Genomic DNA, 12,438 nt, shown 5'->3' with positions numbered 1-12,438 from the left:
ACGCTACGCGCTGCCTGCACACCCCACCCGCCGAACGTTCAGTGCGCGAAGTGGCGGGCTCCGGTCAGGTAGACGGTGACGCCGGCCTTGGCGGCCGCCGCGGTGACCTCGTCGTCGCGCACCGATCCGCCCGGATGCACGACGGCCTTCACCCCGGCGGCGGTCAGCGTCTCGAGCCCGTCAGGGAATGGGAAGAAGGCATCCGAGGCCGCGACCGCGCCGCGCACCCGTTCGCCACCGCGTGCATTCCCTCTTTCAACGGCCAGCCGGGCGGCGTCGACCCGGTTGACCTGACCCATGCCGACGCCGATGGTGGCGCCGTCGGCGGCGATCACGATCGCGTTCGACTTGACCGCGCGGCAGGCGCGCCACGCAAAGACCAGGTCGGTCAAACTCTTCGGGTCCGCCGGTGATCCGGTCGCCAGGGTCCAGTTGGCCGGGTTGTCGCCGTGCGCGTCGAGCTGGTCGCGTTGCTGCACCAAGAGGCCGCCGCTGACCGGTCGCAGCTCGGTGCCGCCGGTCAGCGGCTCGGAGGCCAGCAGCACGCGGATGTTCTTCTTGCGCGTCAGCGCGTCGACCGCGCCGGACGCGTAGGCGGGCGCCACGATCACCTCGGTGAAGATGGTGCTCACGTACTCCGCCATCTCGACGCTGACTTCGGTGTTCGCCGCGATCACTCCGCCGTAGGCGCTCAGCGGATCGCATTCGTGGGCCTTGCGATGCGCGTCGGCGACCGATACCGACGAGATTGCGATCCCACAAGGGTTGGCGTGCTTGATGATTGCCACGCACATCTCTTCGTGGTCGAAGGCTGCCCGCCACGCGGCGTCGGCATCGGTGAAGTTGTTGTAGGACATCTCTTTTCCGTGCAGCTGCTCGGCCTGCGCCAGGCCCGGCCAGGCGCCGGGGTCGCTGTAGAGCGCCGCTTGCTGATGCGGGTTCTCGCCGTAGCGCAGCATCGCCGTGCGCCGCCAGCTGCCGGCCAACCACGGCGGAAACGCCGTGGGCGGATGTTCGGGCGCCAGCGTCGACTCCATCCAGCCGGCGACGGCGATGTCGTACTCGGCGGTGTGCCGAAAGGCCAGCAACGCCAGCCTTTTGCGCTCGGCGAGGGTAAATCCGCCATTGCGCACCGCGGCGAGCACTCCGTCATACCCGAGAGGGTCGGTGACCACCGCGACGCTGGGGTGGTTCTTGGCGGCCGCGCGAACCATCGACGGGCCGCCGATGTCGATCTGCTCGACGCACTCGTCGATGCCGGCGCCGGAGTCGACCGTCTCGCTGAACGGATACAGGTTGACCACGACGAGCTCGAACGCCGCGATGCCGAGCTTCTCGAGCGCCGCGGCGTGCTCGGGCTTGCGCAGATCGGCCAGCAGGCCGGCGTGCACCCGCGGGTGCAGCGTCTTGACCCGGCCGTCGAGCACCTCCGGGAAGCCGGTCAGTTCCTCCACCCCAATCACCGGGATTCCTTTGTCAGCAATGGTTTTCGCTGTCGAACCGGTCGAGATGATCTCGACCCCCGACTCGGCCAGTCCCTTGGCGAGGTCGATCAGACCGGTCTTGTCGTACACGCTGATCAACGCGCGGCGGATCGGCCGTTTGGTTGCGCTCAGGGCGTCGTCGGGGCTCATCGTATGGTCGCCTTTCGTCCGATCGTGGCTTTTCGTCCGACCACGGTGACCCCGCGGGTCGCGATCGCCGCCACCACGTCCACCAACAGCTGCCGTTCGGTGACTTTGATGCGTTCGTGCAGGGTCTGTTCGTCGTCGCCGTCGAGAACCGGAACGGATTGCTGCGCCACGATCGGCCCGGTGTCCGTACCGGCGTCCACCAGGTGCACCGTACAGCCTGTGACCTTCACCCCGTAGGACAATGCGTCGGCCACACCGTGCGCACCCGGGAACGCGGGCAGGAGCGCGGGGTGGGTGTTGAGGATGCGTCCGTAGAACCGCGAAAGAAACCGTGGCCCAAGGATTTTCATGAACCCTGCGGACACGATCAGGTCGGGCGAGTGCGCGGCGGCGGCGTCGGTGATGACCGTATCCCAGACGTCGCGGTCGGGATGATCGGCCAGGCGGACGGTGAACGCGGGGACCGATGCCGCGGCGGCGATCTCGTTCGCCCGGCAGTCGCGATCGGTGCCGACCGCGACCACCTGGGCGGGGTAGTCGCCGACGGCGGCGTCGATCAGCGAGGCCAGCAGCGAACCGGTGCCCGACGCCAACACCACCACCCGCGCCGGAGCGCTGGGGGGCACGTGGAGCGGTTCGGACACACCGGCGAGCCTAGTCGGCGGGCCGAGGCGTCGACTCTGCGTCCAGCGCTACCTCGCGCCGCGTGTCGCCGCGCTCAGCGCAGGCTCGATCTACACCGGCGGCGACTCGTCTTCGTCCGCCGCGGCCTCAGCGGGCCGGTCGTGCTCCTCGGCGTGCTTCTCGGCGAATTCCTCGCCCGGCTCGTTATCGGCGTCGTCGAACAGCGACCCGAAGTCCGCCGGCTCCTCGGCGGCGGGCGTCGGCGCGGGCTTGGGCCGCCTGGGCCTTCTCAGCACGACGGGCCGGATCCCACCGGCCATCACCACCGTGACGCAGCCGACGACCGCGAACCAGAAGAACACGCCGACCACAAACGTCCCCTGGTCGACGCCGACATCCCCGAAGTTGCCCAGCCGGCCGCTGCCGCCGTAGGCAAGCAACGACATCACCAGCGCCCCAACGACCGACGCGACCAGCAGTTTGGCCATCGCCGGAAGCAGCGTCAGCGCCCGCCGGGCACATTGCTGGCCGACCGCCACACCGGACGCTGCGCCCACGATGAGCAGCGCGACCCACACCGGACCCAGCGGCGGGGTGGGCGCCGCGGCCAGAATCGGCAGCGCCGGGACGTCGCCACCGAACACGGTGAACGAACTGAACGTCGCGAAGCCCAGATGGGCGCTGGACCCGACGGCGATGGCCGACGTGCCCACGATGACGTTGGGTGCGTACAGCACCGACAGCAGGGTGAGGCTGAACTGGCCGAAGATCGAATCGGTGATCCCGTAGAGCTCCTGCATCGTCGCCCAGTGCACGACCAACGAGCCCGCGGTCACCAGCCCCGACAGGCCGAGCAACGCCAACACGCCGGCCGTGGCCGCGCGCAGGGAATCGCCGAGCCAGTCGGGCAGCGGCGAAGCCGTCAACGCACGTCTGCCCACCCGCGACCACACGCCGATCGCGGCACCGATGGCGTGCACCACCACTACGCTGACGAACGCCCGCAGGGCGCTGGGCGTCTGCAGCTCGGTGATCACCGACGACGCGTCGTGGATGACCGCCAGCGCGATCGCCGTCATCAGCAGGGGCCCGCCCAGCGCCGACGCGATCACCCAGCGGACCACCAGCCACGACGAATACGGGGAGGTGGCCCGGGCGCTGCTGCGGGCGGTGCCCCACACCATCAAAAGCACCGGCAGCAGCGGCATTACGCCCAGTTCGCGGCCACCGATCGACACCGGCACCTGGTGCACCGCCAGCCACATGCTGGCGATGGCGCCCAACGCCCCGGTCATGTCGCTGTTGGCGATCAACAGCTGCAGCAACGTGACCGCGGCGACCACGCCCAAGGCCACCACGGCCGGACCGAACGCCACCCGGACGAGATCGCGCGCCTGGCGAGCGCCCGTTGCCCGGTTGTCCGCGCTTTCTGACACCCTTTTCACTCTTGGCGCACGTGCCCGGCTACGCGCGAGGGCGCACGGTTAGGCCGGCGCCGGCCCAGACGGCGACTGCTGCTGCTCCTGGTTGTGCTGGCTGCCCGCCTGACCGGAGTAGTCGCCCGGGGCCGAGCCGACGTGCGACTCCGTGCCGCCGGCCGACGGCGGCTGGCTGAAGCTGGGGAATCCGGTGGGCGGCGTGGACGGTCCCTGCTGCTGCGCCGCCGGCTGGGGACCCGACTGCGGCCCAGGCTGGGCACCGTACCCGCCGGTAGAGGTCGGGATCGCGTGCTGGGTCGGGGACTGGCTCGACGGGTAACCGCCGTACTGGGCGCCGTAGCCCGAAGACTGCGGGGTGTGCGACTGGGGTCCGGCGTGCTGCTGGGCGCCCGGCTGTTGTCCGTAGTACGGCTGTTGGCCGTACTGGCCGTATTGCCCGTACTGGCCATACTGCGCGTACGGGTCGTACTTGGGGCGCGGCGTGGGGGCGGTGACGACGCCCGTGTCCAGCAGCAACGCGTAAATCGCCGCGATCGACTGGAAGACGCTGCAGCCCACCAAGGGCCACATCGCCCAGCCGATGGAGAAGCCGGCGGGCGTATTGACGACCTCCGTGATGGCCAGCAGCGTGCCCAACACCGCGATGACCGCGACGATCCCCACGTAGCTCTTTGCCTTGGGCAGCAAGCTCAGGCCGGCGAGCAGCGCGGCCAGCACCGCGACGATGACCGCGGTGCCGGCATCGCCGGCGCGCCCGCCACCCGGGCCGAGGTCGGCGCTGATGGTGAAGGTGGGTCCGAAGTTCAGCAGATACACCGCGAGGCCGAGCACCAGCACGGCGACGTTCAAGATCAGCGGAAGCTTGCTTTCGCCGTCGTCGGTCTTGGCGAAAGACGGTGTGGCGCCTGCATAGGAGCCGCCGGGTTGCGCGGGTTGATATCCGGGACTTCCGGGCGAGTAGGTCATTACTCCTCCTGTTGCTTTCTGTGCCTCGAAGGCCTTAGCGGCACCACATCGCGGTGCGACGCTGTGCTCTCGGGCGCGCCGCGGTCGAAACACCCCCGGGGATCTTGCGTGCGACGCGATCGATCAACCACGCTAGCGCACGTTCGGGTGGCCGTGCCGCTGCGACCGGCCCCTTGGCGCGACCAGCGCCGATCACCGTCGCGGATCGATGTCTGGCGTCGCCGCTTGCCCGGCAGAGGTAGAACACGTTCTAATCCTGTGCATGGATTACGGCCTTGTGCTTTTCACCAGCGATCGCGGCATCTCCCCGGCGACAGCCGCCAAGCTTGCCGACGACCACGGCTTTAAGACGTTCTACGTGCCGGAACACACCCATATCCCGGTCAAGCGCGAGGCGGCCCATCCGACCACCGGTGACGCGTCGCTTCCGGACGACCGCTACATGCGCACGCTAGACCCATGGGTGAGCCTGGGCGCCGCGTGCGCCGTGACGTCGCGGGTGCGCCTGTCCACCGCGGTGGCGCTGCCCGTAGAGCATGACCCGATCACACTGGCCAAAAGCATCGCGACCCTGGACCACCTGTCCGGCGGCCGGGTCAGCCTGGGCGTCGGGTTCGGCTGGAACACCGACGAACTCGCCGACCACGGCGTGCCGCCCGGGCGGCGCCGCACCATGTTGCGCGAGTACATCGAGGCAATGCGCGCGTTGTGGACGCAGGAAGAAGCGGCCTACGACGGCGAGTTCGTCAAGTTCGGGCCCAGCTGGGCGTGGCCCAAGCCCGTCCAGCCACACATTCCGGTGTTGGTGGGCGCGGCCGGCAATGAGAAGAACTTCAAGTGGATCGCCCGCAGCGCCGACGGCTGGATCACCACCCCGCGCGACTTCGACATCGACGAGCCGGTGAAGCTGCTGCAGGACACCTGGGCGGCGGCCGGCCGTGACGGCGCACCCCAGATCGTGGCCCTGGACTTCAAGCCGGTGCCCGAGAAGCTGGCGCGCTGGGCCGAACTCGGGGTGACCGAAGTGCTGTTCGGCCTGCCGGACCGCTCCGACGACGAGGTCGCCGCCTACGTGGAGCGGCTGGCCGGCAAGCTGGCCGCGGCGGTATAGGAGCGGTCTCCCGCGCGAGTCGCAAAAGCCCCGCGAGAACGGCGTGTCGCGAGGCTTTTGCGTCTGCCGGCGCTAGCCGGGGCTACAGGCTGGCCAAGATCTCCCGGGCCAACGCGGCCGTCTCAGACGGGGTCTTGCCGACCTTGACGCCGGCCGCCTCCAGGGCCTCCTTCTTGGCGGCCGCGGTGCCCGACGAACCCGACACGATCGCGCCGGCGTGGCCCATCGTCTTGCCTTCCGGCGCGGTGAACCCCGCGACATAGCCGACGACCGGCTTGGACACGTGCGCCTTGATGTAGTCGGCGGCGCGCTCCTCGGCGTCGCCGCCGATCTCCCCGATCATCACGATGACCTTGGTGTCGGGATCCTTCTCGAAGGCCTCGATGGCGTCGATGTGGGTGGTCCCGATCACGGGGTCCCCGCCGATGCCGATGGACGTCGAGAACCCGAAATCGCGCAGCTCGTACATCATCTGGTAGGTCAGCGTGCCGGACTTCGACACCAGCCCGACGGGCCCGCTGCCAGTGATGTTGGCGGGCGTGATGCCCACCAGCGCTTGGCCGGGGGTGATGATGCCGGGACAGTTCGGCCCGATGATGCGGGTCTTGCCGCCCTTCTCCAGGTTGTAGGCCCACGCATATGCGCTGTCCTGCACGGGGATTCCCTCCGTGATCACCACCAGCAGCGGGATCTCGGCGTCGATGGCCTCGATGATCGCGTCCTTGGCGAACTTCGGCGGAACGAAGATGATCGACACGTCGGCGCCGGTCTTTTCCATCGCCTCGGTGACGCTGCCGAACACCGGCAGCTCGACGATCCGGCCGCCCTTGTCCTCGTGCGTGACGGTGGTGCCCGCCTTGCGCGCGTTGACCCCGCCCACGATCTGGGTGCCGGCCTTGAGCATGCGGGCGGTGTGGACGGTGGCCTCGCTGCCGGTGATGCCCTGGACGATGACCTTGTTGTCTTTGGTCAGGAATATAGCCATTGGGTCATTTCTCCTTTTCAGGCGCTTGCCAGCTCGGCGGCCTTGTCGGCGGCCTCGTCCATCGTCGGCACCAGCGTCACCAGCGGGTGGTTGGCCTCGGCCAAGATGCGGCGGCCCTCCTCGACGTTGTTGCCGTCGAGCCGCACGACGAGCGGCTTGTTGGCCTCGTCGCCGAGGATTTCCAGCGCCTTGACGATCCCGGTGGCGACCGCGTCACAGGCGGTGATGCCGCCGAAGACGTTGACGAACACGGCCTTGACCTGCTCGTCGCCCAGGACGACGTCCAGGCCGGCGGCCATCACCTCCGCGGAGGCGCCGCCGCCGATGTCGAGGAAGTTGGCCGGCTTGACGCCGCCATGCTTTTCGCCGGCGTAGGCGACGACGTCGAGCGTCGACATCACCAGGCCCGCGCCGTTGCCGATGATGCCGACCTGGCCGTCGAGCTTGACGTAGTTGAGGTGGTTCTCTTTGGCCTTGAGCTCCAGCGGGTCGGTGGCGTCGCGGTCCTCGAACTCGGTGTGATCGGGGTGGCGGAAGTCGGCGTTGGCGTCGAGCGTGATCTTGCCGTCCAGCGCCAGGATCCGGTTGTCCGGGTCACGCACCAGCGGGTTGACCTCGACCAGGGTGGCGTCCTCGGCGACGAAAAGCTCCCACAGCTTGGAGATGGTGACCGCGGCGGCGTCGAGCACCTCGGCCGGCAGGTGGCCCTGCTCGGCGATCGAGCGCGCCGTCGCCTCGTCGACGCCCTTGACGGCGTCCACCGCGACCTTGGCGAGCCGGTCGGGCTTGGTGGCGGCCACCTCTTCGATCTCCATGCCGCCCTCGACCGAACACATCGCCAGGTAGGTGCGGTTGGCGCGGTCCAGCAGGAAGGAGATGTAGTACTCCTCGGCGATGTCGCTGGCCTCGGCGACCAGCAGCTTCTTCACGATGTGGCCCTTGATGTCCAGGCCGAGGATCTTCTTAGCGTGCTCGTAGGCGTCCTCGGGCGTCGCCGCGTATTTGACGCCGCCGGCCTTGCCGCGGCCCCCCACCTTGACCTGCGCCTTCACCATCACCGGGCGACCGATTTCCTCCGCGATGGCCCGGGCCCCCTCGGCGGTGTCCGTCACTCGGCCCGGCGTACTCGGTACGTTGTGTTTGGCGAACAATTCTTTTGCTTGATACTCGAAAAGGTCCATGGGCTCACTGTCTTCGCTCGACGTACTGCTAGGCCTATACGTAGGCGGTGCCGCGATCGGCACTCGCACGCTGGCACTGTATCGACCCGCCGAACGCCTGCTACGGTCGCGTCCACCGATGTGGCACAGCTCACGGCATACCGGCGAGCCTGAAACGTGATGCGACTCACAATATGGGCTCGGACTTTGGTCCCGGGTTGCCAGGCCCGTCGGTTAGCGGCTACCTTCCTTAGGTCCAGATAACGTTATGGTCACGATACGAGGACATTTCAGCTTGTCCCAGCACCGTTTCGCTCATTCTTCTGCCGAAACAGGCGTGGTGAGAGTAGGTCGCGCGGCCGGCGCCCGTTGGACGGAGCCGCACCGCAACGAAGTCACCGAGATCCTGCCGCTCGACGGGTTCGACTTCATAGACCTCGACCTCGCCGATGAGTTCAGCGACCTCAAGGACCTGGATTTCAGCAACGATTCGACTTTCGACAACGAGGTCCGAGTACTGCTCGCTCCCGAGCTAGACGACCTTCACGAAGCAGACGACCTGCGCCCGCGAGTGCTGGCCACCCCCACCGCCGTGCCGGTTCCGGCGAGGTTCCAGCCCGACAACCTGAATAGCGACGCGCGTCGTTCCAACCACTCCGACATCACCGACGTCCTCCCCGTGATACGCCGCGGCGGCCAGCATCGGAAGCAACCGACCAGCGCGGCCAAGGGACGCCTGCTCATCTCGGCGATGGCCGCCGGCGCCTCGGCCGCGGCGGCCCACACCGCGACCAGCCACGCTGACACACCGAAGACCGAGGGCGCCGTGCTCACCGCCAACGCCTCGGCGCTCACCGGCGGGTCGGACAGCAACACCGTTCGGGGCGCCCAGGTGATCGCGGTCCAGCCCGCGGCCAACGCCGCGGTGCACAACGAGGAACTCGCCAAGGGCCTGGCCTACGCCAACGATCGTGCCCAGCGCGAGGCGCGGCTGCAGCAACCGCTGTACGTGATGCCGACAAAGGGCATCTTCACGTCCAACTTCGGCTACCGCTGGGGTGTGCTGCACGCCGGCATCGACCTCGCCAACTCAATCGGAACACCGATCTATGCCGTTTCCGACGGCGTGGTCATCGACGCGGGGCCGGCCGCCGGCTACGGGGCACTGGTCAAGCTGCGCCACGCCGACGGAACCGTCACCCTCTACGGCCACGTCAACACCACGCTCGTAAGCGTCGGCGAGCACGTGATGGCCGGCGACCAGATAGCCACGATGGGCAACCGGGGCAACTCCACCGGTCCCCACCTGCATTTCGAGGTGCTGCAGGGTGGCACCGAAAGAATTGATCCCGTCCCATGGTTGGCTAAGCGAGGACTTAACGTCGGCAACTACGCTGGCTGAGGTGACAGCGCCGACCGACCCTCCCGCCCCGCCGCAGCCTTCCGAGCCCCCCTCGGAATCGCGGACGCGGATCATCCGGCGGGCACCCACCGGGCCGATGCCCGTCGTGCCGGAGTCGCCGACCACCCAGATCCCCCCGCAGCCGCCGCCCTACCAGGGCGCGGTTCGGCGCGGTGTTTCGGCCCTGCCGGCCGATGAGCCGAGCGACCGGACGGCCGTGGCCACGTGCGCGGTCAGCATCGTCAGCGGTTGGGCCACCTCGGTGGTGGCCACCGACCTGATCGCCGGCTGGTGGAGGACCGACCGGCTGTTCTGCATCGCGGTCGCGTTCCTCGCGCTGGTATTCGCGATCACCACCGTGTCGGGCGTGATCCTGTTGCTGCAACACCGGCCCGCCGGGCGCTACCTCATCGTGGCCGGTGCGGTGGTCGCGGTGCTGACCTACGGCGGCGTGTTCATCGCCGGCGCCCGGGTCGCGTGGATCGTGCACGCGCTTCCGCTGTTGCCGATCGCCAGCGTGGTACTTGCGATGCACCCGCAGACCAAGCGGTGGTTGCAGGCCTATGCCACACCGAACGTGCACTGATTGCGAAGAATTCGGAGTTTTTTCGCGCTGCTTTCACGCTCGATGCAACCAAATTAGAGCTTGCTGACCGGGGCGTGGTTATGCATCAGCTTCACCCGTCCCGAGCTACCGAAGTCGATCAGCGACATCGCCGATTCGCCGACGCCGGAGACTTCCTCGACCCGGCCCAGGCCGTACTTGTCGTGCGTCACCCGATCGCCGGGCTGCAGCACCAGCAGGGGGCGTTTGCCCGCACCGGAACGGGTCGGTGACGGTCGCGGCGCTCCGAACCGGCCGGCGCCGCTGACCGGCGCGCTGAACGACGGCGGGGGCGCACTTCGCCGCCAGTCGATGAGCTCCTGCGGGATCTCCCGCAGGAAGCGCGATTCCGGGTTGAGCATCGGCTGGCCCCAGGAAGATCGGACGATCGCCCTGCTCACATACAGCCGCTGGCGCGCCCGCGTGATGCCGACGTAGGCAAGCCGCCGCTCTTCGGACAGCTCGGTTGGATCGTCGAGCGACCGCATGTGCGGGAACATCCCGTCCTCCCAGCCGGTGACGAACACCACGGGAAACTCCAAGCCTTTCGCGGTGTGCAGCGTCATCAGCGTGACCACGCCGGCGCCGTGTTCGGGGATTTCGTCCGCGTCGGCGACCAGTGACACCCGCTCCAGGAACGCGGCCAGCACACCGGTGTCGGGCACGTCTTCGTCCTCGGGGGCCTGCAACGACTCGTCGAGGGCGGCGGCGTTGGCCTGGTCGGTGCTGAATTCGTGTGCGACGCTGACCAATTCGTTGAGGTTATCCAGCCGGGCGAGCTCCTGCGGGTCGGTCGACGATTCCAGCTCGCTGCGGTATCCGGTGCGCTCGAGCACCAGCTCGACCAGGTCGCCGAGATCGTCGTCGAGGTGGCCCCTCAGGTCGTCAAGCAACTCGACGAAACCGGCGATCGCCTTCTCCGCTCGGGTATTCAGCATCGGCACTTTGCCCTCGGCGGCGGCGACAAGCGCGTCGGCGAAGCTGGCGCCGGTGTTCTCGGCATACACCGCCACACACGCCTCGGCCCGATCACCGATGCCGCGGCGCGGCGTATTGAGGATTCGCCGCATGCTGACCGCGTCACCGGGGTTGTCCAGCACTCGCAGATAGGCGACGATGTCGCGGATTTCCTTGCGCTCGTAAAAGCGCACTCCCCCAACGACTTTGTACGGGATGCCGGCGCGGATGAACACCTCTTCCAACGACCGCGACGAGTTGTTGGTGCGGTAGAACACGGCCACGTCGTTGTAGGTGATCTCGCCCCGCTCGGCGAGCGCATCGATCTCCTCGGCGACGAACCTGGCCTCGTCGTGCTCGTTGTCGGCAACATAGCCGACGATCAACTCGCCGGCGCCGGCGTCGGTCCACAGCCGTTTGTCGCGGCGTCCGGTGTTGCGGGCGATCACCGAGTTGGCCGCCGACAGAATGTTTTGCGTCGAGCGGTAATTCTGTTCCAGCAGAATGGTTGTCGCGTCGGGATAGTCGCGCTCGAAGTCCTCGATGTTGCGAATGGTGGCACCGCGGAACGCATAGATGGATTGGTCCGCGTCGCCGACGACGCACAGTTCGGCCGGCGGCACCTGATCAGCCGAGTCGGGCGAGCCTTGGTCCTCTTCGACTGCGTCGCGGCCGACCAACTCGCGCACCAGCACGTACTGCGCGTGGTTGGTGTCCTGGTATTCGTCCACCAGGACGTGCCTGAAGCGGCGCCGGTAGTACTGGGCGATCTGCGGAAAGGCCCGCAGCACCGCGACGGTTTCGCCGATCAGGTCGTCGAAGTCCAGCGCGTTGGCCGCCCGCAGCCGCCGCTGGTATTCGCCGAACACCGACGCCACGGTGCGGCTCAACTCATCGGAGGCGTCCGACAGGTTCGCCACGGCCTGGTCGGGGTCGATCAGCTCGTTCTTCAAGTTGGAGATGGCGTTGGCCAGCAGGCGCGGCGAGTAGCGCTTGATGTCCAGCCCCATGTCGCGGCCGATCATCTGCAGCAGGCGGCGCGAATCGTCGGCGTCATAAATCGAGAAGTTGGAGTTGAGGCCGTCGATCAGCGACGCCTGGTTGCGCAGGATCCGCACACAGGTCGAGTGAAACGTCGACACCCACATGGCGCGCGCCCGGGGGCCCACCAGCCGCACCACCCGTTCGCGCATCTCCGCGGCGGCCTTGTTGGTGAAGGTGATGGCCAGAATCTGGCCGACCCCCACGCCCCTGGCCGCGATCAAATAGGCGATGCGCCGGGTCAACACCGCCGTCTTGCCCGAGCCGGCGCCCGCCACGATCAGCAGCGGCGAGCCCTCGTGGACGACCGCTTGGCGCTGTTGCGGGTTGAGGTCGTCGAGCAGTCGATCCACTTCGGGATTGGCATCGGTCACGTGCACAGTCATGTCGATCCAAACTTACCGCCGCCGACCGACGCCAGGCGCCGAAGCCGCTGACGAAGATCGGCGCGGCGTCTGCGCATTGTTTTTGCGCTGGTGTGGGCATTGGTGGCACACTCGTTTGGTGCTCAACGC

10 protein-coding genes are annotated in these 12,438 nt (G+C 68.0%); 3 read left to right on the top strand and 7 right to left on the bottom strand.

What is annotated here, in order from left to right:
• Nucleotides 1-38 precede the first annotated feature (38 nt).
• The 4 genes from purH to A5764_RS18960 form a co-directional block, all read right to left on the bottom strand.
• Nucleotides 39-1,634: a bifunctional phosphoribosylaminoimidazolecarboxamide formyltransferase/IMP cyclohydrolase gene (purH, locus tag A5764_RS18975; RefSeq protein ID WP_067115451.1), complete on the bottom strand. Its 1,596-nt coding sequence runs from the start codon at nt 1,632-1,634 to the stop codon at nt 39-41.
• On the bottom strand, nt 1,631-2,278 hold the full coding sequence (purN, locus tag A5764_RS18970; protein WP_067115448.1) for a phosphoribosylglycinamide formyltransferase: 648 nt from the start codon (nt 2,276-2,278) through the stop codon (nt 1,631-1,633). Before purN ends, purH begins: the two co-directional genes overlap by 4 nt.
• A 90-nt stretch (nt 2,279-2,368) precedes the next feature.
• On the bottom strand, nt 2,369-3,703 hold the full coding sequence (locus tag A5764_RS18965) for a DUF6350 family protein (protein WP_067115445.1): 1,335 nt from the start codon (nt 3,701-3,703) through the stop codon (nt 2,369-2,371).
• Nucleotides 3,704-3,742: 39 nt separating this feature from the next.
• Complete coding sequence (locus A5764_RS18960) at nt 3,743-4,663, bottom strand: DUF5336 domain-containing protein (protein WP_067115443.1); 921 nt, start codon at nt 4,661-4,663, stop codon at nt 3,743-3,745.
• Between the two features lie 262 nt (nt 4,664-4,925).
• On the opposite strand from A5764_RS18960, the gene A5764_RS18955 reads away from it, so the two are divergent.
• On the top strand, nt 4,926-5,774 hold the full coding sequence (locus A5764_RS18955) for an LLM class F420-dependent oxidoreductase (protein WP_067115441.1): 849 nt from the start codon (nt 4,926-4,928) through the stop codon (nt 5,772-5,774).
• Nucleotides 5,775-5,856: 82 nt separating this feature from the next.
• On the opposite strand, the gene sucD is transcribed toward A5764_RS18955, so the two are convergent.
• Both sucD and sucC read right to left on the bottom strand, forming a co-directional pair.
• The gene (gene sucD, locus A5764_RS18950; protein WP_067115438.1) at nt 5,857-6,759 is read right to left on the bottom strand and encodes a succinate--CoA ligase subunit alpha; all 903 of its coding nucleotides are present in this window, start codon (nt 6,757-6,759) and stop codon (nt 5,857-5,859) included.
• 17 nt (nt 6,760-6,776) lie between these two features.
• Nucleotides 6,777-7,940, bottom strand: coding sequence for an ADP-forming succinate--CoA ligase subunit beta (sucC, locus tag A5764_RS18945; protein WP_067115435.1), 1,164 nt, complete (start codon nt 7,938-7,940; stop codon nt 6,777-6,779).
• 274 nt (nt 7,941-8,214) lie between these two features.
• On the opposite strand from sucC, the gene A5764_RS18940 reads away from it, so the two are divergent.
• Together A5764_RS18940 and A5764_RS18935 are read left to right on the top strand one after the other, a co-directional pair.
• A complete protein-coding gene (locus A5764_RS18940) occupies nt 8,215-9,321 on the top strand; it encodes a M23 family metallopeptidase (RefSeq protein WP_067115543.1) in 1,107 nt (368 codons plus the stop codon).
• Between the two features lies 1 nt (nt 9,322).
• Nucleotides 9,323-9,907: a hypothetical protein gene (locus A5764_RS18935; RefSeq protein ID WP_197501627.1), complete on the top strand. Its 585-nt coding sequence runs from the start codon at nt 9,323-9,325 to the stop codon at nt 9,905-9,907.
• A gap of 53 nt (nt 9,908-9,960) precedes the next feature.
• Here the strand turns inward: A5764_RS18935 and pcrA are convergent, their stop codons facing one another.
• Nucleotides 9,961-12,309, bottom strand: a complete 2,349-nt coding sequence (gene pcrA / locus A5764_RS18930; RefSeq protein ID WP_067115432.1) for a DNA helicase PcrA — start codon at nt 12,307-12,309, stop codon at nt 9,961-9,963.
• Between the last annotated feature and the right edge of the window lie 129 nt (nt 12,310-12,438).

This window comes from Mycobacterium sp. 852002-51057_SCH5723018 (assembly GCF_001667035.1).
In the GTDB taxonomy this organism is placed as follows: domain Bacteria; phylum Actinomycetota; class Actinomycetes; order Mycobacteriales; family Mycobacteriaceae; genus Mycobacterium.
Note: the sequence above shows the minus strand (reverse complement) of the source record. Positions and strands in the feature narration are given on the sequence as shown.

Coding starts and splice junctions, on each gene's coding strand:
- purH (WP_067115451.1), bottom strand. CDS start 1,634: ATGAGCCCCGACGACGCCCTGAGCGCAACCAAACGGCCGATCCGCCGC.
- A5764_RS18960 (WP_067115443.1), bottom strand. CDS start 4,663: ATGACCTACTCGCCCGGAAGTCCCGGATATCAACCCGCGCAACCCGGC.
- A5764_RS18955 (WP_067115441.1), top strand. CDS start 4,926: ATGGATTACGGCCTTGTGCTTTTCACCAGCGATCGCGGCATCTCCCCG.
- sucD (WP_067115438.1), bottom strand. CDS start 6,759: ATGGCTATATTCCTGACCAAAGACAACAAGGTCATCGTCCAGGGCATC.
- sucC (WP_067115435.1), bottom strand. CDS start 7,940: ATGGACCTTTTCGAGTATCAAGCAAAAGAATTGTTCGCCAAACACAAC.
- pcrA (WP_067115432.1), bottom strand. CDS start 12,309: ATGACTGTGCACGTGACCGATGCCAATCCCGAAGTGGATCGACTGCTC.